This window comes from [Clostridium] fimetarium, from assembly GCF_900111235.1.
Classification (GTDB): Bacteria; Bacillota; Clostridia; order Lachnospirales; family Lachnospiraceae; genus Clostridium_N; species Clostridium_N fimetarium.
The window spans coordinates 76122-100266 of the sequence record NZ_FOJI01000010.1 but is presented as its reverse complement, the minus strand read 5'-3'; the positions used below and the strand labels follow the sequence as shown (position 1 = coordinate 100266).

Below are 24145 nucleotides of genomic sequence, written 5' to 3'. Positions count from 1 at the left end.
AGGTAGCTTTGGAACAGTGTAGCTGAAAGACCAAGATATTGTAGGTTGGATAGGTTATGACGGAGTGATTCCCGTTACAGAATTGAGAGGATAGACATCACGAAGTTGTGCTGTTTATTGAACTAAGGTGGTAACGCGATAATACGCCCTTAATATTTTCAAAGTTAGAATACTTTGAGAATATTAAGGGCTTTTTTATTTTACGAAACTTGTTTTGCTAGTATGTCAGAAAAGAGGATAATAATATGAGTAAAGAATTAGAGAAAAACTACAACCCAGCCGACATTGAGGATAGATTGTATCAAAAATGGCTTGATAAGAACTATTTTCATGCAGAAGTGAATAAAGATAAGAAACCATTTACAATTGTAATGCCACCACCAAACATCACAGGGAAGTTACACATGGGACATGCACTTGATAATACAATGCAAGATATTCTGATAAGATTTAAGAGAATGCAGGGATTTGAGGCACTTTGGGTACCAGGAACGGACCACGCAAGTATTTCCACTGAAGTGAAAGTGATCAATGCGCTTAGAGAAGAAGGTATCGAAAAAAAGGATATTGGTCGAGAAGGGTTCCTGAAAAGAACTTGGGAATGGAAAAAAGAATACGGCGGAGTGATTACGAGTCAATTGAAAAAGATTGGTTCTTCATGTGATTGGGAAAGAGAACGATTCACAATGGATGAAGGCTGTTCAGAAGCTGTTCAGAAAGTATTTATCAAATTATATAATAAAAAGCTTATTTATAAAGGATCTAGAATTATAAATTGGTGTCCATTATGTAAAACTTCTATTTCAGATGCTGAGGTTGAGCACGAAGAACAGGCCGGACATTTCTGGCACATTAATTATCCAATCGTTGGCTCAGATGAAATGTTAGAACTTGCTACAACAAGACCAGAAACATTACTTGGTGATAGTGCAGTTGCAGTTCATCCAGAGGATGAAAGATATCAACATCTGATTGGGAAAATGGTGAAATTACCACTTACAGATAGAGAAATCCCAATTATTGCTGATTCTTATGTTGACAAGGAATTCGGTACAGGCGTTGTTAAAATCACTCCAGCACATGATCCTAACGATTTTGAAGTTGGTAAGAGACACAACCTTCCTGAAATTAACATTTTAAATGATGATGCAACCATTAATGAAAAAGGTGGCAAGTATGCAGGAATGGATCGCTACGAAGCGAGAAAAGCTATGGTTGCTGACCTTGATGCACTAGGACTTCTTGTAAAAGTGGAAGAGCATACACATAATGTAGGAACACATGATAGATGTAAGACGACTGTTGAGCCAATGGTAAAACAGCAGTGGTTCGTTAAAATGGATGAACTAATCAAACCAGCAGTTGAAGGCGTTAAAAATGGCGATATCCAGCTTTTGCCTGAACGTATGGAAAAGACGTATTTTAACTGGACAGATAATATTAGAGACTGGTGTATTTCAAGACAGTTATGGTGGGGACATAGAATACCAGCATATTACTGCGACAAATGTGGGGAAATCGTAGTTTCTGATAAGACTCCAGATAAATGCCCAAAATGTGGAAGCACACATTTAACGCAAGATGAAGATACTCTTGACACTTGGTTTTCATCTGCATTATGGCCATTTTCTACACTGGGTTGGCCAGAAAAAACACCAGAACTTGAATATTTCTATCCAACGGACGTACTGGTAACCGGCTATGATATCATATTCTTTTGGGTAATTAGAATGATTTTCTCAGGTTATGAACAAATGGGTGAAAAACCATTTAGTAAAGTATTATTTCACGGCTTGATCAGAGATGACCAAGGCCGTAAGATGAGTAAATCTCTTGGAAATGGGATTGATCCTCTTGAGGTAATTGCAAAATATGGAGCAGATGCACTTCGATTCACACTAGTGACTGGGAATGCACCAGGTAACGATATGCGTTTTTATTGGGAAAGAGTAGAAGCAAGCAGAAACTTCGCGAATAAAGTTTGGAATGCATCCAGATTCATTATGATGAATGACCCAGATGGCAATATTGGAAAAAATGTGAAATTAAGCGAGCTAACAGCAGCAGATAAATGGATTCTTTCAAAGATGAATAATCTTACTAAAGAAGTTACTGAAAATATGGAAAAATACGATCTTGGTATTGCAGTTTCCAAGTTAAATGACTTTATATGGGAAGAGTTCTGCGATTGGTATATTGAAATGGTGAAACCTCGTCTGTATAATGACGAAGATACCACAAAAGAGGCAGCAATATGGACATTAAAGACAGTGCTTATTGATTCACTGAAGTTATTACATCCATATATGCCGTTTATAACAGAAGAAATTTTTTGTAATCTCCAGGATCAAGAAGCATCGATTATGATTTCAACATGGCCTGTATACAAGCCAGAATGGAATTTTGAAGCAGATGAAATTGCAATTGAAACAATTAAAACGGGTGTTAGAAATATCAGAAACTTACGTACGGAGATGAATGTAGCACCAAGTAGAAAAGCAAAAGTATATGTAGTATCACAAAATGCTGGTATAAGAGATATTTTTGAAAATGGGAAAGTATTCTTTGGAGCACTCGGATACGCGAGTGAAGTTGCTGTTCAGGCTGATAAGGCAGGAATCCCAGAAGATGCTGTTTCAACGGTAATACCAGATGCAGTAATCTATATTCCATTTGCAGAATTGGTGGATATTGAAAAGGAAATCGAACGTTTATCAAAAGAACAAGCAAATCTTCAAGGTGAGATTATAAGATGTGAAGGAATGCTTAACAATGAGAAATTCACCAGCAAAGCGCCACAATCTAAGATCGATGAAGAAAAAGATAAACTTGCAAAATATATGCAGATGTTAGAGCAGGTAAATGCGAGACTTGAACAACTTCGTGTAAACAGTAAATAATAATAGTTGAATTTAAATAGAAGAAGCCTATGCAATTTTAATTTGATAATTGTATAGGCTTCTTTTTGAATTCTAGGAAGTCCTGTTTTATATATATAATACTACTAATTAAATAACTATATTTTATATATCTAAAGTACTATACAAATAGTTCTAATAGCCCAAATCAAGCTATATGAATAATTGTTAATATTTGCTATAATTATGCTTAATATTGTGCACAAAGTATATAAATAGCACAAAAACTTTTTCGTGGAGGAAAAATAATATGAGGAAACTTATAGTGAATAAGACTGTAAGAAAAACATGGGCTTGGTTATTGGTAGCTATAATGGTAGTTTCAATTGCAATTCCAACCAGCATTAGTGCTATAGCGGGAAACACTAATGTAGTAATCACTGGAAGCTCGGGGTGGTTAGAATCAGCTAATGTTGAGTGGTCACCAGTTACAAATGCAACAGGATATAATGTGTATTGCAAATCAGCAACAGCAGCTGATTCAACATACACAAAATTGGATAGTATGTTAATAAGAGAATATAGTACATATTTCAGAGCGGATGCACTTGGTTTGAGCGCAGGTGATTATATTTTAAAGGTGGTACCAGTTATTGGTGGAGCTGAAAGTGTTGATAAGGCAGCGGTAACGTCAAAACTTACAGTAGCTTCCTATAAACGTGAGGGATTTGCTTTTTCTCAACAATCAACCGCAAAGACTGGATCTGGCGGATATAATGAAGATGGCACAGTGCCTGCGAATGCGCAGATTGTATATCTTACAGAAGCAAACAAGAATACAGTAACAGCTTCAGTAGTTACAGGTAGTTCTTCAACAGTTTGTGTAGGCATTGGTGCAATTTTGTCAGCTAGAGAAAAAAATAAAGATACACGACCACTTATCATTCGTGTAATTGGAAAAGTAACTTCATTTACAGGAGAAAATGTTAATTTTATGCAGGTAAAGGCCAATGGAAAGATTACTGTTGAGGGTGTTGGAGAAGATGCGACAGCTTATGGATGGGGAATTTTGATTAGAGGATGTACAAATGTAGAAGTTAGAAATCTTGGAATTATGATGTTCCCTGATGATGGTCTATCACTTGACACTGATAATAGTAATATTTGGCTTCATAATAATGATATATTTTATGGTGCTCCAGGTAGTGATGCTGATCAAGTAAAGGGAGATGGCTCTGCAGATGTGAAAGCCTTATCAACCTTTGTAACAATATCATATAACCATTTTTGGGATTCAGGAAAATGTTCATTATGTGGTATGAGTGATTCAGCAGAATTCTTCGTATCATATGATCACAACTGGTATGATCATTCAGATTCACGTCATCCACGAATAAGAGTGGGTACAATTCATGTTTACAATAATTATTTTGATGGAAATTCAAAATATGGTGTTGGTGTAACTAAAGGTTCATCGGCATTTGTAGAGAATAATTATTTTAGAAACTGTAAAGATCCAATGCTTTCTTCGTTACAGGGAAGTGATATTATTGATGGCGTTGCGAATGGAATATTTTCAGGTGAAGCCGGTGGTATGATTAAGTCATACGGCAATACAATTATTGGAGCAACTCATTTTGTTGATCAAAATACAGGAAGCGCAACACAATTTGATGCAATAACTACTACAACTAGAAATGAAACTGTTTCTAGCAATTATAAAACTGCTTCAGGTGGTACAGTATACAATAACTTTGATACACTTTCAACAATGTATACATATACTGTTGATACAGCAGCAGTTGCAAAAGACAAAGTCGAAAAATACGCAGGTCGTATCAATGGTGGAGATTTTAAATGGGAATTCAATGATGCTGTTGATGATCCTTCATATACTATAAATATAGAATTAAAAACTGCGATTACAAGTTATACAAGCAATTTGGTTTCAATAGGTGGTAATGCAGTAGGAACTGTAGAAACACCGACTACGCAGGCAACAACACAGGTAGCAACACAAGCAACTTCACAGGCAACCACACAGGCAGCAACTCAGCCTATTTCAGCAGCTTCACAAATTCACAATTTTACTACAGATGGACTTGTAAGTTCATTCTTTACAATATCTGGTAATCTTTCTACAAGTAAAGGAACTGTTACATATAATGGACTATCATTAACACAGTGTTTAAAACTGGAAAAAGATACAAATGTTAAATTCACTGCAGCTACAAAAGGCAAATTAACATTGGTTTTTCTATCAGCAACAGCGAATATTTATGTTAATGGAGCAAAATCAACAGCAACTACTGGTACAATTACAGTTGATGTACCAGCAGGCAGTAATACAATTACAAAGGCAGATTCAAATAATTTGTATTATATGATATTTGCACCGGAAGGAAGCGAAGCTACTACACAAGCACCAACAACAGCACCAACAACGGCACCAACTCAACCAGAAACTTCAACTCAACCTTCTGTTCCAGGTGACACAATTAGTACTGGCCTTTTAACCAGTATCAGCAGTGTTAAAGATTCAGAATTTAAGACTGTTATATATTGTTCACCTGATGCATTAGCAACTGGATCAGGTACATCAAATGCTCCAATGACTTTGGTGGCAGCAATTGAATTGTCTAAAACAACAAACGGAATAGCAATTATTTTGAAAGAGGGAACATATTCATATAATTCTCAGATAACAGTTCCATTTGGCGACAATGGTTCTGCAAGTGCTTATAAAGTACTTAAAGCAGCTGATGGCGCAAAAGTAATACTTGATTTTTCTTCACAGACATATGGAGATACTGCAACGAATGCCAGAGGACTTCAGATGGAAGGAAATTATTGGTATGTAAAAGGCATTACATTTAAAGGGGCTGCGGACAATGGTGTTTTTGTAGCTGGTAGCAACAATGTAGTGGAAAGATGCATTGTTCAAGCAAACAGAGATTCAGGCTTACAGATAAGTCGTAGAAATTCTACTTTGTCAAGCATAGCAGACTGGCCATCAAACAATTATATTATCAACTGTACAGCGTTTGACAATATGGATCCAGCGACGCATGAAAATGCTGATGGATTTGCTTCTAAACTTACATGTGGACCTGGAAATGTATTTGATGGTTGTATTTCTTATTGCAACATAGATGATGGATGGGATTTATATGCGAAAGAAGAAACCGGTTCAATTGGTGCAGTAACAATTAGAAATTGTATATCATTTAACAATGGTACTTTAACAAATGGTACATCATCAGCATCAGGAGATAGAAATGGATTTAAATTAGGTGGTAGCAATGGTGTTGTTCCAACAGCACATATTGTAATCAACTGTTTGTCATTTAACAATGGAAAAGATGGCTTTACTGATAATGGTAATGGTGCAGCCCTTTCTATTTTAGACTGCACTTCATATAATAATGCAGGAACTAATTTTAACTTCTACCGTACAAATGGAGGCATATTTGCTAACCTTTTGACTATAACAGGAAATAATACGGATAAATTTGTTGGAACAATACAGGATGCAATTTACTGCAATAGTGACAAATATTATCAAGTTCAGGCAAAGACATTAGTTTCAAGTGGTTTAAAGATCGGAACAATAATTACTGCTCCTACATCTGCAGATTTTGTTAACATGACTGCACCAAGTTTAACATCAGACATTGATTCTCTTTATAGAAATTTAGATGGATCAGTTACATCAAAAGGATTTTTAATGAGTAATAGTAGTAGTCGCTTTGCAACAATTGGAGCAGCGTTTGGCGTTAGCACAAGTACCTTGAGCTTAAATGTATCTACTAACAGTGGTTCAGTTGAAAATCCAACAACAGCACCAACAACAGCACCAACAACAGCACCAACAACAGCACCAACAACAGCACCAACAACAGCACCAACAACGGCACAAACAACAGCACCAACAGCGGCACCAACAACAGCACCAACAGCGGCACCAAGTAACATTGGCGTTAATTCACCAGTGCAGGTGGCAGATAGTGCATTAGTTGTAACCTCAGATAAAGTTGTATCAAATATAGTGAATTCAACAGGTACTGTCGTAAATGTCATCACGAATTCGGCTCCAAAGTTAGACAGTACTGTATTCAACAGTATTGTAGAAAAAGATAAGACAGTAACATTGGATGTTGTTAACTCAAAAAATGAACTTCTATATTCATGGTCATTTCAGGGTAACACAATAACGAATACAAATTTAGCAATCGATTTAACAATTACATTTAATACAGATAAACAGCAGGCAATTGAAACACTTACAGGACAAACAAATGCTCTATATCTTTCATTTGCACAGCATGGAGCATTGCCAGGTCCCGCTAAGATCACTACATATGTAGGAAACTCGTATAAAAATGGAGATATTTTATATTTATACTACTACAATGAAGAGACACATAGTATTGAACTTATAAGTGGTTCAGGCTTAACCGTAAAAGATGGTTATGTGGAATATACAATTACTCATTGTTCTGTATATTTTCTATCACAGAATACACCGGCAGTATATGGTATTGGAGTAAGTATTCAACAACCTGAAAATGCACCAGAGGTTGCTCCAATTGTAGCAACAAGTGATAACAATATAATGATTATATATGTAATTTCATTAATGTTAGCAGCATCTATGTTGTTCATTGCATATCAATCTAAGAAACGTACAGTAAAGGAATAAAGATAGATTTATATCTTAGTGAAATCGATTAAATATTTGTCGAATATGAGAGTATGAATTCTTGATTACAAATATTTCAAGAAGAGGATTAGCCATGTATAAGGCTGGTCTTCTTCTTTTTATTTATGCAAATTAAATAATGTTTCAATTTAGCTTATATGATTATGAGGACTATAAATAACTTTCCTAATATATCTTTAGTCATAGACAAAGTATTAAGTTACTTTAATTATATATAATGATAGGTATAAAGTACTTGAAAGCAGTAACTTATGTACGAAGAAACTATATGTGATTTAGCAAAAAATGCTATAATTATAAGTGCAAATGTATGAAAAGTGTGTAAAGTGCACAACGTTATGTATAGGAGGGAGTTATTAATGAAAAAACTTATGGCGAAAAAAACTGTAAGGGAAACATGGGCTTGGCTAATGGTAACTATAATGGTAGTTACATTGGCAATCCCAACATGTATTAACGCTATCGCTGGTGACTCAAGTATAGTGATTACGAAAAGCACAGGGTGGCAAGAATCAGCATATGTTGAATGGTCAGCAGTAACAAATGCAACCGGTTATAGTGTGTACTATAAGTCAGCAACGGCTGCGGATAGTACATACACTAAGCTTGATGATATGTTAGTTAGAAAATATAGTACAAATATTAGAGCTGATGCAGTTGGCTTAAGTGCTGGAAACTATATAATGAAAGTTGTTCCAATTATTAGTGGAACTGAGAATACTAGTAAACAGGCAGTTACGTCAACACTTGCAGTAACTGCATATACGCGTGAAGGGTTTGCTTTTTCAGCGCAATCAACAGCTAAAACTGGATCAGGTGGATATAATGACAATGGAATGGTGGCAACAAATGCACAGATTGTCTACGTGACAGAGTCAAACAAAAATACAGTTGTAGCATCTGTTATTACAAGTAGTAGTGGATCTACCACCGCATGTACAGGCATTGGTGCAATTTTAACAGCAAGATCAAAAGGTTATGACACAAGAGCTCTTATCATAAGAGTGATTGGAAAAGTTACAATGTTTAGTAATAGCGCAAACACTAACTTTTTGCAGCTGAAAGGTACTCAAAAACTTACAGTGGAGGGCATTGGCGAAGATGCAACACTTTATGGATTGGGGATTTTAATTAGGGATTGTACGAATATAGAAGTTAGAAACCTCGGTGTTATGATGTTTCCAGATGATGGAATTTCACTAGACACAGATAATAATAATATTTGGATTCACAATAATGATATTTTTTATGGAGCACCAGGAAGTGATGCGGATCAGGTAAAGGGAGATGGATCATGCGACGTAAAAGCATTTTCTAACTATATTTCAGTTTCATATAATCATTTTTGGGATTCAGGAAAGTGTTCATTATGTGGAATGAGTGATACAAAAGAATTTTTTGTGACATATGATCACAATTGGTTCGATCATTCAGATTCACGTCAACCACGTATTAGAGTTGGAACAATTCATGTATATAATAATTTGTTTGACGGAAATTCAAAATACGGTGTGGGCGTAACAAAGGGCTCCTCTGCATTTGTAGAGAACAACTATTTTAGAAATTGTAAATATCCAATGCTTTCATCATTACAAGGAAGTGATGTATTTGGTGGTGCAGAAGGAACATTTTCAAGTGAAGCTGGAGGAATGATTAAGTCTTATGGGAATACAATAATTGGTGCAACTCGTTTTGTAGACCAGACTTATAGCGCAACAGATTTTGATGCAATAACTACATCAAGTAGAAGCGCAACTGTTGCAAGTTCTTACAAAACAGTTTCAGGTGGAACTACATATAATAACTTTGATACAGCTTCAACAATGTATAAATACACAGTTGACACCCCAGAGGCTGCAAAAGTTAAAGTTGAAAAATATGCAGGACGCATCAATGGTGGCGATTTCAAATGGGATTTTAATGATGCAGTTGACGATGTATCATATGATGTTAATACCGCATTAAAATCTGCAATTACAAGTTATACAAGCAAGCTAGTTTCAATTGGCGGTAATTCAGCTGGTGGTGAATTAAGCTCCACAACGCAGGCAGCAACGCAGGCAACAACCCAGGCAGCAACCCAAGCTACGACTCAAGCTGCAACGCAGGCAACAACACCTGCAACAACGCAGGCAACAACACAAGCAGCAACACAGGCACAGACAGTTACAAAGGTACATAATTTCACTACAAGTGGTAAGACAAGTTCTTTCTTTACCATAAGTGGTAACCTTTCAACAAGTAAAGGAACAGTTACATATAACGGACTTACCCTGACACAATGTCTGAAAATGGAATCAGCAACAAGCGTAAAATTTACAGCTGCCAGTGCAGGAAAATTGACCCTTGTATTTGTAGAGGCAGCTGCAACTGTAAAAGTAAATGGAACACAATATACTGCAACAAAAGGAATCGTTACGGTTTCTGTAAAAGCTGGAGCAGTTTCAATTACAAAAGCAGATACAGCCAATTTGTTTTACATTGACTTTACAACAACGAGTACTACAACGGCAACAACACAAGCAGCAACACAGGCAACAACACCTGCAACAACACAAGCAGCAACGCAGGCAACAACACCTGCAACAACACAAGCAGCAACGCAGGCAACAACACCTGCAACAACACAAGCAGCAACACAGACAGCTACAGTCACAAAGATTCATAATTTCACGACAAGTGGTAAGACGAGTACATTTTTCACCATAAGTGGAAACCTTTCAACAAGTAAAGGAACTGTTACATATAATGGACTTAAACTGACTCAGTGTCTGAAAATGGAATCAGCAACAAGCGTTAAATTTACGGCTAGCACAGCAGGAAAACTTATACTTGTATTTGTTGAGCCAGCTGCAACTGTAAATGTAAATGGAACGCAGTATACTGCAACAAAAGGAATCGTTACAGTTTCTGTAAAAGCAGGAGCAGTAGCAATTACAAAAGCAGATACAGCCAATCTGTTTTATATTTACTATACAACTACAGGCACAACAACAGCAACAACACAAGCAGCAACACAAGCAACAACCCAAGCAGCGACCCAGGCAACAACACAAGCTGCAACCCAAGCAACAACCCAAGCTGCAACCCAGACAACCACCCAAGCTGCAACGACAACAGCTCCACCACAGCAAGATGGTTATGATTTAAATAGTACGGGCGTTGTAACAAATATTAGAAGCGTTACAGATTCACAATTTAAGACAGCAGTATATTGTGCACCTAATGCATCTGGCTCAGGGACATCAAGTTCACCTATGAGTTTGGAAGCAGCAATCACTCTATCGAATACTACAAATGGAATTGCAATTATATTGCAAGCTGGTACATATTCATATAATTACCAGTTAACAATTCCTTATGGAAACAATGGTACATCAAGTGCTTATAAAGTTCTTAAAGCAGCTGATGGGGCAAAGGTAACACTTGATTTCTCTTCACAGACATATGGTGATACTGCAACGAATGCCAGAGGTCTTCAAATGGAAGGAAATTATTGGTATGTTTACGGAATTATAGTTACTGGCGCTGCTGACAATGGTATTTTTGTAGCAGGCAGTAATAATGTAATTGAAAGATGCATAATCAAAGCAAATAGAGATTCAGGTTTACAGATAAGCCGTAGAAATTCAACTTTATCTAATATGGCTGATTGGCCTGCAAATAACTATATTATCAACTGTACAGCATTTGATAATATGGATCCAGCAACCCAAGAAAATGCAGATGGATTTGCAGCAAAACTAACATGTGGACAAGGAAATGTATTTGATGGATGTATTTCATATTGTAATATTGATGATGGATGGGATTTATATGCGAAATCAGAAACAGGTTCCATTGGTGTTGTAACAATTAGAAACTGTATTTCATTTAATAATGGTACATTGACAAATGGTACTACATCAAGTTCAGGCGATAGAAATGGATTCAAATTGGGAGGCAGTAATGGGGCGGTTCCTACGGCTCATAAGGTATTCAACTGCTTATCTTTTAGTAATGGTAAAGATGGATTTACGGATAATGGAAATGGTGCAGCTCTTACCATTTCAAATTGTACATCATCTAATAATACTGGATCTAATTTTAATTTTTATCGTACAAGTGGAGGTGTTTATACAAACCTTTTAACAATAGCAGGAAAAAGTACAGATAAATTTGTTGGAACAATTCAGAATGCACTTTACTATAATGGAGGAAGTTATTATCTAGTTTCAACAAAAACTTCAGTAACAAGTGGATTGAAGATCGGAACAGTTATTGCTGCACCTTCGTCTTCAGACCTCGTTAGCATGACTACACCAAATGTGAAATCAGATATTGATCTACTGTATAGAAATTCGGATGGTTCAGTTTCTTCAAACGGATATTTGATTGCAAAAAACAGTGGAACTTTTGGAACATTGGGAGCAGAATTTGGTATTAGCACAAGTACATTAAAGATAAACATTTCTACAAAGTAGAAGTTACCTAAGTAGAAGTTACCTAAGTAGAAGTGCAACTTAGTAGTAATTCAACTGAAATTACTACTCAAAAATTCGGCAGCACTTTATATATTCATTTGCGAATTAACGTGAAATGCAAAATTAGTAATAAATAATGTAGTAGGATATTATTTGAATTTGAATAATCCGAAAAATTATAAGCAAAATATTGGACCAATCAATAAAAATTTAGTCAATGTATTGAAACATGGCTAAAGATTTTCTGATTGGTCTATTTATTTGCTCTAATAGGGTGATAATATATTTAGTATAATTATTGGGAATAATCGAGATAATAATAGACATAAAAGACTGAAGTATAATGAAAATGAAATTTGTAAGTAGGATGAAATAGCAAATGGTTATGAAAGGTAATATTATGTAAGCAATGTAATATCTCAATATTAGTTTGATAATCAAATTAATATATTGACAAATTAGAGCAAAAATAATATAATAAAAAAATACTTTGATAATCAAAATATAAGTATATCAAAATATTAAAATAACATTTGGAAGGTTATTATGACAACAAGAATAATAGGAACAGGAAGTTTCTTCCCTCAAATGATAGTGAGTAACGATGATTTATCAAAAGTAGTTGACACGAATGATGAATGGATTCGTTCGAGAACTGGAATCAAAGAACGAAGAATTTCAGAAGGTCAAGACACATCAGAATTAGCAATTGAAGCTGCGAAGGAAGCGATTGCTAGTGCAAATATAGACGTGAAAGAGATTGAACTAATTATTGTTGCAACTTCGAGTGCTGATAATGTATTTCCAAATACTGCATCGTTGGTTCAATTTGGAATTGAGGCGGAAAATGCAGTTTGCTATGACCTTAGCGCAGCTTGCTCTGGGTTTTTATTTGCACTCAATACAGCACATGCATTTATAAAATCTGGAATTTATAAAAAAGCATTGGTTATAGGCTCAGAAGTTATGTCTAAGACGATAGATTGGAAAGACCGTGGAACCTGCGTACTTTTCGGAGATGGTGCTGGAGCAGTTGTAGTTGCAGCTGATGAAATTGGAATTGAAGATATGGTAATGTATAGTGATGGTACCAAAGGAAATGTGTTATTATGTGAAGATAGAAAAGTAGGAAATTTCTTGACAGCAGCAGTGAAAAATGAAGAAGTTGATTCTTCCTATGGCTTTGTTAAGATGGAGGGTCAAGAGGTCTTTCGATTTGCGGTAAAACAGGTTCCACAATGTATAAGTAAGGTTTTAGAAAAAAGTAATACAAACATTGATGATATTAAATATTTTGTACTTCATCAGGCGAACATAAGGATTTTACAATCTGTTGCAAAACGATTAAATGTTGATATAGAAAAGTTTCCTACTAATTTGGAACTTTATGGGAATACATCGGCCGCAAGTATACCGATTCTGTTAGATGAAATGAATAAAAAAGGAATGCTGAAATCTGGAGATAAGATAGTGATATCTGGATTTGGAGCTGGGCTTTCTTGGGGCGCAACTCTTTTAACTTGGTAGTTTTAGCGAAAGCTATAAAAATAATAATAACTTTATCTAAAAGGAGAAAATTAAAATGTTAGAAAAAATCAAAGAAATTATTGCAGGACAATTAAATGTAGAGGAATCAGAAATTAAAGCTGAATCAAAATTCAAAGAAGATCTAGGAGCAGACTCACTTGATTTGTTTGAGCTTGTTATGGCTCTTGAAGATGAGTATTCCGTTGAAATTCCAGCTGAAGATCTCGAAAAATTATTAACGGTACAGGATGTAATGAATTATCTATCAGATAAAGGTGTTAATTAATTATGAAAACAAGAATTACTGAATTATTAGGAATTGAATATCCTATAATCCAAGGTGGTATGGCGTGGGTTGCCAATGCAAATCTTGCTGGAAATGTTTCTAAAGCCGGAGGAATTGGATTTATCGGAGCAGCCAATGCACCAGCTGAATGGGTTAGAGAAGAGATTAGAAAAGCAAAAGCAATTACAAGTAATCCAATCGGCGTTAATATAATGTTACTTAGCCAGTATGCTGACGAAATCGCTAAAGTAGTAGTTGAAGAAGGCGTAAAGGTTGTTACAACAGGAGCTGGTAATCCAGAAAAGTATATGGCAATGTGGAAAGCTGCCGGTATTAAAGTTATTCCCGTTGTTGCTTCAGTTGCACTTGCAAGAAGAATGGAAAGATATGGAGCTGATGCCATAGTAGCAGAAGGAATGGAGTCTGGTGGTCATATTGGTGAACAAACTACAATGACTTTACTTCCACAAGTAGTTGATGCTATATCTATTCCGGTTATCGCTGCAGGTGGTATTGGTGATGGAAGAGGCGTTGCAGCAGCATTTATGCTTGGAGCAGAGGCTGTACAGTTAGGCACTCGTTTCGTTGTTGCAAAAGAATCTACGGTACATCAAAATTACAAAGATAGATTAATATCAGCAAAAGATATTGACTCTGAAGTAACTGGAAGAACAACAGGGCATCCTGTTCGTCAACTTAGAAACCAGATGACAAGACAGTATCATTTAATGGAAAAAGAGGGCGTTGCATTTGAAGAGTTAGAACTTCTTACGCTCGGTGCATTAAGAAAAGCTGTCGTTGAAGGCGATATAAAAAATGGTACTGTTATGGCTGGCCAAATTGCTGGTTTAGTACATAAAGAGCAGACCTGTAAGGAAATAATAGATGAACTGATATCAGAAGCAAAATCTGTATATGAGGGAAAGGCTATGGTATTCTAAATGGGTAAAATAGCATTTATGTTTCCAGGACAAGGAGCACAATATATTGGTATGGGCAAGGATTTTTATGAGCAGATTGCTGTTAGTAAAAATGCATTCCAAACAGCTTCAAAAGTTGTGGGATTAGATTTAGAAAAACTTTGTTTTGAAGAAAATGAAGAATTAAATATAACAGAGTATACGCAGATTGCAATATTAACTGTAGAAATTGCATTACTTTATGCACTTGAAGAAATAGGGGTTAAATCAGATATAAATATCGGACTTAGCCTTGGAGAATACAGCGCATTAGTTGCATCTGGTGTGCTTTCATTTGAGGATGCCTGCAAAGTTGTAAGACAGCGTGGGATTTATATGGAAAAAGAAGTCCCAGCAGGTCAAGGTGCAATGTCAGCAGTGCTTGGGCTTGATGCAAATATGATCGAAGATTGCCTTGCAAACGTGGAAGGAAATGTTCAGATAGCAAATTATAATTGTCCAGGTCAGATCGTAATATCAGGTGATTTAATGGCTGTCACCGATGCTGGTAAAGTTTTAACTCAAGCAGGAGCTAGACGAGTTATACCGCTTAATGTAAGTGGACCATTTCACTCACAGTTATTAAAGGGTGCTGGTGACAAACTTGGTACAGTTCTTGATACTGTAACAATAAATGATATAAGACTTCCTTATGTGGCAAACTACACTGCACAATATGTAAAAGACAAAAATGATGTAAAAGAACTATTAAAAAAACAGGTATATTCATCAGTGAAATTTGAACAATCCATTAAGATGTTAATTGAAGATGGCGTTGATACATTTATTGAAATAGGACCTGGTAAAACATTATCTGGATTTGTTAAAAAGATTGCTCGCGATGTTAAGGTCTTTAATGTTGAGAAGGTTGAAGATTTGGGACTTTTCGGTAAGGTGTGAATTCATATTGGTTTGTGATTATTTGGTAAGGTGTGAATTCATATTGATTTGTGAGTATTTGTTTTGCCTTGCCTTTCCTTCAAGCAGCATATTTTTTTGCTAGCCTCAGAGATGATGAAAAGTCTCACTTCGTTCGATTTTCATCTGAGTCTAGGAAAAAATATAAACGCTACTTTCAGCCGGTCAGCGGCAAAATAAATAATCACAAATCAATATGAATGATATACGTTACGCAAAAAGTCAAAATCATAGAGTTTGAAAAGAATGGCACATGCTACGAAATGCGTCAAAAGCAAAGTCAAAATTAGAGAACTTGAGAAGAATGGCACATGCTACGCAATGCGTCAAAAGCAAGGTCAAAATCAGAGAGTTTGAAAAGAATGGCATACGCTACGCAAAGCGTCAAAAGCAAAGAGTCAAAAGCAAAGAATAAAGGTAAAGATTTAAAAACATGGTAGACGGATGTACAAAGAGTTGAAATTGACGAGTTTAGATGGAAGGTGGGTTTTGGTTATGTTGAAAGGTAAAATCGCGTTGGTTACAGGAGCTAGCAGGGGGATAGGGAGAGAAATCGCACTTGAACTTGCAGCAGAAGGCGCTACGGTTATAGTTAATTATAACGGAAGCAAAGGTAAAGCTGAAGAGGTTGTGGAAACAATCAAAGGCAGTGGCGGAGTAGCGGAAAGTTTTGGCTGTAGTGTCGCTGATTTTGCAAAAACTGAAGAGATGATACAGTACATAATTAAAACTTACGGTGCTCTCGATATTTTAGTTAATAATGCCGGCATTACAAAAGACGGATTGTTAATGAAAATGTCAGAGGCAGATTATGATGATGTGATTGACACTAATTTAAAGGGAACATTTAACTGTGTAAAACATGTATCAAGACAGATGTTAAAACAAAAATCAGGAAGAATTATTAATATGTCTTCTGTAGTAGGAATCGCAGGTAATGCAGGTCAGGTAAATTACTCCGCAAGTAAAGCGGGAATAATAGGGATTACAAAGTCGGCGGCAAAAGAGTTAGGATCAAGAGGCATTACAGTGAATGCAATTGCTCCAGGTTATATTGATACGGATATGACACAAGGTCTTTCAGATACTGTGAAAGAAAAAGTTTTGGAACAAATTCCTTTGAGAAAAATGGGAACGACGCAAGATATTGCGCAAATGGTTGTGTTCCTTGCTTCAGATAAGGGTTCATATATAACAGGGCAAATCATCTCTATAGATGGTGGGATGAATATTTAAGTGGAAAACTGACGGTAGGTTGTGGGTGAATAATTATTTAGAGGTAAGATTTTACGGGAGGTAGTGGGTGAATATTAATTTATAATTATACTTTTCTTGCCTTTCCTTCAAGCAGCATATTTTTTTGCAAGCCTCAGGGATGATGAAAAGTCTCACTTCGTTCGAATTTTCATCTGAGTCTTGGAAAAAATATAAGCGCTGCTTTCAGCCGGTCTGCGGAAAAGCATAATTATAAATTAATATTCACGATTTACTTCGTTGAGAAATCTTGAAACCTAAATTAGTATTTACTGGTTATATCTTGAAAAGTTTTACATTTAAATATTCGCTATGTAAAGGGTGTAAAGACAAAGAGAAGATTTACGCGGGAAATGCAAGGAAATATTAGGAAATAGTAGAAAAATGCAATGAAAACACAATAATAAATTGAAAATTAAACAGGAGAGATTTATAATATGAGTAGACGAGTTGTAGTTACAGGAATGGGAGCAATTACTCCTATCGGTTTAAGTGTCGAGGAATTTTGGTCAGGAGTTAAGAGACAAGAAGTAGGAATTGATTTTATTACAAAGTTTGATGCAACAGAATATAAGGCAAAATTAGCTGCTGAAGTAAAAGGCTTTGATGCAAAGCAGTTTATGGATTTTAAATCAGCAAAAAGAATGGAATTGTTTTGCCAATATGCAGCAGCTGCTGCAAAAGAAGCAATTGAAGATTCAGGTCTTAATATGGAAAATGAAGATCCATACATGGTAGGGACATCAGTAGGTTCTGGAATTGGAAGCCTTCAAGCGATGGAAAGAGAACATGATAAGTTACTTACCAAGGGTCCATCAAGAATTAATCCATTATTGGTACCATTGATGATTAGCAATATGGCAGCTGGAAATGTTTCTATATTATTTGGTCTAAAGGGAAAGAGCATCAATGTTGTTACCGCTTGTGCAACTGGTACAAATTCTATTGGTGAAGCGTTTAGAAGCATTCAGTGTTGCGATGCAGATGTTATGATAACTGGCGGTACAGAAGCTTGTGTTACACCAATTGGTATCGGTGGATTTGCTGCACTTACTGCATTATCCTCATCCGTGGATCCAAAACGTGCATCTATTCCTTTTGATAAGGAAAGAGATGGCTTTGTACTGGGCGAAGGCGCAGGTATTGTTGTATTAGAGGAACTCGAGCATGCAAAAGCAAGAGGCGCTAAAATTTATGCAGAGGTAGTTGGATATGGTTGTTCAAGTGATGCTTACCATATAACTTCACCAGCAGAGGATGGAAGCGGAGCAGCCAGAGCAATGACAAATGCAATCAAAGAAGCTGGCATTAATCCATCAGATATAGATTATATTAATGCGCATGGAACAAGTACACATCATAATGATTTATTTGAAACAAGAGCGATTAAACTTGCATTTGGTGATTGTGCGAAGGATGTTAAGATTAGCTCAACAAAATCAATGGTGGGACATTTGCTTGGGGCTGCAGGAGCAGTTGAATTTATTACATGTGTAAAATCAATTACTGACGGATATGTTCACCCTAATGTTGGATTGCAAGAGACAGAGGAAGAGCTTGATCTTGATTATGTAAAGGGAACTGGTATTGAAATGAGTGTAAATTATGCAATTAGTAATTCACTTGGGTTTGGCGGTCATAATGCAAGTATTTTGGTAAAAAAATTCGTTGAATAAATTGCTAATATGTTTTGTGAAATACAACTCGATAAATTTTAAGTGCTGTTTGTATAAATATACAAATATGCAGAAAGGCAGGCTATATAATGGAATTTGAAAATATTCTTAAATTAATAAAAAGTGTGTCAGAATCTTCACTTAGTAGTTTTACTTTAGAAGAAGGAGATACAAAAATAACCTTGGAGGCTAACCGAGGAAACAATGCTCCAGTAACTATAACTACTTGTGTTGAAGATAACAAGCCATCTGGTAGTGGGTTACCAACCTTTAGTGGATTATCAGGACAAAACAATCATGAAGTAAAAGGCAACACAGCAGTTGTATCAAACATAGAATTTCAGGGAAATATAGTAAAATCACCACTTGTAGGTGTGTTCTATAGTTCGTCTACACCAGAAATGGACGCATTCGTTAAAGTAGGTGACAGAGTTACCGTTGGTCAGACGCTTGGTATTGTCGAAGCAATGAAACTTATGAACGAAATAGAATGTGATTATGATGGAATTGTTAAACAAATACTGATTAATAACGAAGATATTGTTGAATATGGGCAAGCATTGTTTGTGATTAGTTAATTAAATATATTAGAGCTGCGAGTGGTGGCGGAAATGGTAGGGATATATGCTTACAACGAAAGAAATTATGGATATTATTCCACATAGACATCCGTTTTTATTGGTGGATAAAATTGAAGAATTGGTACCAGGCGTAAAGGCTGTCGGTTATAAATGCGTTACTTATAATGAACCATATTTCGCAGGGCATTTTCCACAGGAACCTGTTATGCCGGGAGTTCTCCAGATTGAAGCATGTGCGCAGGTTGGCGCAGTTGCGATTTTGTCGATAGAAGCAAATAAGGGTAAAACTGCGTATTTTGGTGGAATTAATTCAGCACGTTTCAGACAAAAAGTGGTTCCGGGTGATACTTTAAAGCTAGAATGTGAAATTGTAAAGCAAAAAGGACCACTTGGTATTGGCAAGGCGACGGCATCGGTTGATGGTAAAGTTGTTATGAATGCTGAACTTACTTTTATGATTGGCTAAATATAAGACCTAAATATAAGACCTAAATATAAGACCTAAATATAAGACCTAAATATAAGACCTAAATATAAGATCCAAATACAATCAAAATGCGAATAAATAAAATTGAAATATTGAATGGATATAAAGTTGAAAGAAATCTTGAGATTGTGCCTTGCTAAAGCATGTCACAGGAATGAGGAAAAATGTTTAATAAAATATTAATTGCAAATAGAGGCGAAATTGCCGTAAGAATAATTAGAGCATGTAGAGAGATGGGCATTAAAACAGTTGCAGTATATTCAGAAGCTGATAGAGAAGCATTACATACACAACTTGCAGATGAAAGTATTTGCATAGGTAAAGCGTCGTCAACGGATAGTTATTTGAATATGGAACGTATTATATGTGCGACAATCGCAACGAAAGCAGATGCAATTCATCCTGGCTTTGGTTTCCTTTCAGAAAATAGTAAATTTGCACTACTTTGTGAAACCTGTAATATAAAATTTATTGGACCATCTGCTAAAATTATCGATAAGATGGGTAACAAATTAGAAGCAAGAAATACAATGATTAAAGCGAATGTGCCAGTTGTACCAGGAACGAAGGAACCTGTCTATGATGTCGTATTAGGCAAGAAAATTGCTGATGAAATGGGATATCCAGTGATTGTGAAGGCTTCTTCTGGAGGTGGTGGAAAAGGTATGAGAATCATTAATTCTGCAGTAGAATTTGATCATAACTTTAGCAATGCGCAGAGGGAATCCATTAATTCATTTGGAGACAATACAATGTATATTGAAAAATATATTGCGAATCCTAGACATATAGAATTTCAGATAATGGCTGATAATTTTGGTAATGTGATTCATCTTGGCGAACGCGACTGCTCCATTCAAAGGCGTCATCAAAAGATGATTGAGGAGTCTCCATCAATCGCGATTACGGATGAATTAAGAACACAGATGGGTGAAGTAGCAATTCGTGCGGCTAAGGCAGTAAAATATCAAAGTGTAGGAACAATTGAATTCCTTTTAGATAAAAACAACAAATTCTATTTTATGGAAATGAATACAAGAATTCAGGTAGAGCATGGCGTTACGGAACTCGTTACTGGTACCGATTTGATTAGAGAGCAGATTTCAATCGCTGCCAATTTACCACTTTCCTATAAGCAAGAAGATATACTGATTAGAGGTCATGCGATTGAATGTAGAATTAATGCGGAAAATCCAGATAAGAACTTTATGCCATGTCCCGGCAAAATTACAAATATGCATATTCCAGGTGGAAATGGTGTAAGGATTGATACAGCAATTTATACAGGATATGAGATTCCACCATTTTATGATTCTATGATTCTGAAAGTAATGGTTTATGACAGAGATAGGCCGTCAGCGATTAAAAAGATGATTAGCGTACTTGGAGAAGTTGTAATTGAAGGCGTAAGCACTAATTTGGACTTTCAGTATAAGATACTCAATAACGAAGATTTTCAAAGTGGAAAAGTTGATACACATTTCATACAAGAACATTATGATATGTAGTTCTATGCAAAACTTGTTTTGTATTTTTACCTAATTAGTTTGAAACTCAAATAGTTTGAATGTGAAAGGATATTATATATGTTATTAAAGGATATGTTTAAGAAAACCACATATATCTCCCTAGATGGAAAGAGTGAGGATGCTATTAAAAAAGAAAATGCTCCTAGTGTACCAGATGGCCTTTTTACAAAATGCGAAAAATGTGGGGAAATGATTCTTACACAAGATTTGTTAAAACTGAATATGGTATGTACAAAGTGTGGATATTATTTTAGGCTTGACTCAAGAAGCAGAATTGGGATGGTCATTGATGATGGAACATTTGAAGAGTGGGATACGAATATTACACCAAGCAATCCTATGGAATATCCTGGATACATTGAAAAACTTGAATTTCTAAAAGACAAGACAGGGCTTGATGATGCTATTGTTACTGGAAAGGGAAAGATTGATGGAAGACCAGTAGTGATTGGTGTATGTGATACAAGATTTCTTATGGGAAGTATGGGTAGTATCGTTGGAGAAAAGATAACCAGAGCTGTAACGAAGGCTACACAGGAAAATCTACCTTTGATTATTTTTACCTGTTCAGGCGGAGCCAGAATGCAAGAAGGGATTGTTTCTTTAATGCAAATGGCAAAAACCTCAGCGGCACTTAAAAGACATGATGAATCAGGTAACCTTTATGTTACTGTTCTTACAGACCCAACAACAGGCGGTGTAACCGCAAGCTTTGCTATGCTAGGTGATATTATACTTGCAGAACCCGGTGCGTTGATAGGATTTGCTGGGCCAAGAGTGATTAAGCAAACAATAGGTCAGGATTTACCAGAAGGTTTCCAAAGAGCGGAATTTTTATTAGAGCATGGTCTTATTGACAACATCGTAGAAAGAGATAGCTTAAAACAAACACTTTCTTCAATTGTAAAAATGCATTTAAAAAAATCAGATAGTAAAATGGAAGAATATAAAGAATATTTAGATAATATTTATTCTAAAAAAATAGACATCACAAGCGACGAAATAAGTGAAGATAGGAATGAACTGGATGCTTGGAGCAAAGTTCAATTAGCTAGAGACAACAAAAGACCCACTGCTCTTGATTATATTGCAAATATAACAAAGGATTTCTATGAACTTCACGGCGATAGAGCCTTTAAAGATGATGGAGCAATTGTCGGTGGGATCGCAATGTTTGGCAAGATGCCAGTAACCGTGATAGGACAGCAAAAAGGAACGAATACGAAAGAAAATATTAAGCGTAACTTTGCTATGCCATATCCAGAAGGATATAGGAAAGCACTTAGGCTTATGAAGCAAGCGGAAAAGTTTGGCAGACCTATCATTTGTTTCATTGATACGCCAGGAGCATATTGTGGAATTGGTGCAGAAGAAAGAGGCCAAGGTGAAGCAATCGCTAGAAATCTATTTGAAATGGCGGGTCTTCGAGTTCCAATACTTTCTATTGTGATTGGAGAAGGCGGTAGCGGAGGAGCCCTTGCTCTAGCTGTAGCGAATGAAGTGTGGATGCTTGAAAATGCAATCTACTCAGTTCTCTCACCAGAGGGTTTTGCTTCGATTTTATGGAAAGATGCTAAGAGAGCAGCAGAAGCTGCAGAAGTAATGAAAATAACGGCCGAAGATATTAAGAGGCTTGGAATTATTGATCGAGTTATCTTAGAACATCCAGTAGTATCCTCTGATAATATTAAGAGAATAACGTTATATATGAAGAGAAAAATAGCAGAGTTTATGATTCATTATGGCAGTATGTCAGAAGAAGAAATCGTTGATAAAAGATATGAAAGGTTTAGGGTAATGTAATGAAGTTGCAACCTATTAAAATTGGAGATTTAGAGGTCAAAGTCCCAATCATTCAAGGTGGTATGGGAGTTGGAATCAGTCGATATAATCTAGCTGGTCATGTTGCACTTGCTGGTGGGGTTGGAATTATCTCTACAGCACAGATTGGTTATGATGAAGATGATTATGAGAAAAACCCACTAGAAGCTAACTTAAGGGCAATTGGGAAACATATTAGAAAAGCAAGAGAAATAGCCAATGGTGGAGTTGTTGGAGTTAATATAATGGTTGCTACACAATCCTATGAGGAATACGTAAAGGCATCGGTTGAAGCGGGTGCAGATTTGATTGTATGTGGAGCAGGCCTACCGATTGAACTTCCGAAATTAGTCGAAGGATCAAAAACTAAAATTGCACCAATTGTATCTTCGATAAAATCAGCATTTGTAATATGCAAAATGTGGGATAGAAAATACCAAAAAGCGCCTGACTTGGTCGTAATTGAGGGACCGAAAGCGGGAGGACACCTTGGATTTACAAATGAGCAGCTCGAAACAATAACTGATGAAGAGTACGATAATGAAATAAAAGGTATTATTGAAACAGTGAAAGAATATGCAGTAAAATATGCGAAGAAAATTCCAATCATAGTTGCTGGTGGTATTTTTAATAAAGCTGATGTTAAAAAGTGTATGGATCTGGGAGCTGACGGGATACAAGTTGCTTCAAGATTTGTGACGACAAAGGAATGCGATGCAAGTGATGCATTTAAACAAGCATATATCAATGCGAAAAAAGAAGATATTATTATTGTTAAAAGCCCAGTAGGTATGCCGGGTAGAGCAATTAATAATGATTTTATTAAAAAGAGTTTATTAGGAAATACAAAGATTGAAAGATGTTATAACTGCATTAAGGGATGTAAAAAGACAAATATTCCGTATTGTATATCGAATGCACTTATTAGTGCAGTAAAAGGGAATGTTGATAATGGATTGGTATTTTGTGGAGCAAATGCCTACAAATGCGAGAAAATGGAAACAGTTCAAGAAATCTTTGATGATTTGAGTGATTACTAATTTACTTTTTGATTTTTCGAAAA

At 36.0% G+C, this 24145-nt stretch carries 15 protein-coding genes and 1 other annotated feature (1 of these 16 running past the window's edge); all 15 genes read left to right on the top strand.

The genetic code is table 11. The features are described from left to right. Positions 1-154, top strand: a binding site (T-box leader) (it extends 91 nt beyond the left edge of the window). 91 nt (positions 155-245) lie between these two features. The 15 genes from BMY18_RS13225 to BMY18_RS13150 all read left to right on the top strand — a co-directional run bounded on the left by BMY18_RS13225 (position 246) and on the right by BMY18_RS13150 (position 24122). Further along, positions 246-2900, top strand: coding sequence for a valine--tRNA ligase (locus BMY18_RS13225; RefSeq protein ID WP_092454801.1), 2655 nt, complete (start codon positions 246-248; stop codon positions 2898-2900). 268 nt (positions 2901-3168) lie between these two features. Further along, entirely contained in the window at positions 3169-7560 is a 4392-nt protein-coding gene (locus tag BMY18_RS21105; RefSeq protein WP_170841402.1) for a pectate lyase family protein, read from the top strand. A 380-nt stretch (positions 7561-7940) separates the two neighbouring features. Then, a complete protein-coding gene (locus BMY18_RS21100) occupies positions 7941-12044 on the top strand; it encodes a pectate lyase family protein (protein WP_242941036.1) in 4104 nt (1367 codons plus the stop codon). 546 nt (positions 12045-12590) lie between these two features. After that, positions 12591-13571, top strand: a complete 981-nt coding sequence (locus BMY18_RS13200) for a beta-ketoacyl-ACP synthase III (protein ID WP_092454798.1) — start codon at positions 12591-12593, stop codon at positions 13569-13571. A gap of 55 nt (positions 13572-13626) precedes the next feature. Beyond that, the gene (acpP, locus tag BMY18_RS13195; protein WP_092454796.1) at positions 13627-13857 is read left to right on the top strand and encodes an acyl carrier protein; all 231 of its coding nucleotides are present in this window, start codon (positions 13627-13629) and stop codon (positions 13855-13857) included. Positions 13858-13859: 2 nt separating this feature from the next. Next, positions 13860-14798 (top strand): enoyl-[acyl-carrier-protein] reductase FabK, encoded by a 939-nt coding sequence (gene fabK, locus BMY18_RS13190; protein ID WP_092454794.1) that lies wholly within the window; start codon positions 13860-13862, stop codon positions 14796-14798. Further along, a complete protein-coding gene (gene fabD / locus BMY18_RS13185; RefSeq protein ID WP_092454792.1) occupies positions 14799-15716 on the top strand; it encodes an ACP S-malonyltransferase in 918 nt (305 codons plus the stop codon). It abuts the gene before it with no gap. Positions 15717-16045: 329 nt separating this feature from the next. Beyond that, complete coding sequence (locus BMY18_RS21535; RefSeq protein ID WP_278281023.1) at positions 16046-16174, top strand: hypothetical protein; 129 nt, start codon at positions 16046-16048, stop codon at positions 16172-16174. Positions 16175-16229: 55 nt separating this feature from the next. Next, positions 16230-16970 (top strand): 3-oxoacyl-[acyl-carrier-protein] reductase, encoded by a 741-nt coding sequence (gene fabG / locus BMY18_RS13180; protein WP_092454790.1) that lies wholly within the window; start codon positions 16230-16232, stop codon positions 16968-16970. Between the two features lie 455 nt (positions 16971-17425). Next, the gene (gene fabF / locus BMY18_RS13175) at positions 17426-18664 is read left to right on the top strand and encodes a beta-ketoacyl-ACP synthase II (protein ID WP_092454788.1); all 1239 of its coding nucleotides are present in this window, start codon (positions 17426-17428) and stop codon (positions 18662-18664) included. 89 nt (positions 18665-18753) lie between these two features. Beyond that, positions 18754-19242, top strand: a complete 489-nt coding sequence (accB, locus tag BMY18_RS13170) for an acetyl-CoA carboxylase biotin carboxyl carrier protein (protein ID WP_092454786.1) — start codon at positions 18754-18756, stop codon at positions 19240-19242. Between the two features lie 46 nt (positions 19243-19288). Continuing rightward, the gene (fabZ, locus tag BMY18_RS13165) at positions 19289-19711 is read left to right on the top strand and encodes a 3-hydroxyacyl-ACP dehydratase FabZ (RefSeq protein WP_092454784.1); all 423 of its coding nucleotides are present in this window, start codon (positions 19289-19291) and stop codon (positions 19709-19711) included. Positions 19712-19896: 185 nt separating this feature from the next. Then, on the top strand, positions 19897-21240 hold the full coding sequence (locus tag BMY18_RS13160) for an acetyl-CoA carboxylase biotin carboxylase subunit (protein WP_092454782.1): 1344 nt from the start codon (positions 19897-19899) through the stop codon (positions 21238-21240). A gap of 78 nt (positions 21241-21318) precedes the next feature. Next, positions 21319-23064 carry an acetyl-CoA carboxylase carboxyl transferase subunit alpha gene (gene accA, locus BMY18_RS13155; RefSeq protein ID WP_092454778.1) on the top strand — a complete coding sequence of 582 codons (1746 nt, stop codon included), beginning with the start codon at positions 21319-21321 and terminating at the stop codon, positions 23062-23064. After that, a complete protein-coding gene (locus BMY18_RS13150; RefSeq protein WP_092454775.1) occupies positions 23064-24122 on the top strand; it encodes an NAD(P)H-dependent flavin oxidoreductase in 1059 nt (352 codons plus the stop codon). The genes accA and BMY18_RS13150 overlap by 1 nt, the downstream gene beginning before the upstream one ends. Positions 24123-24145: the final 23 nt, after the last annotated feature.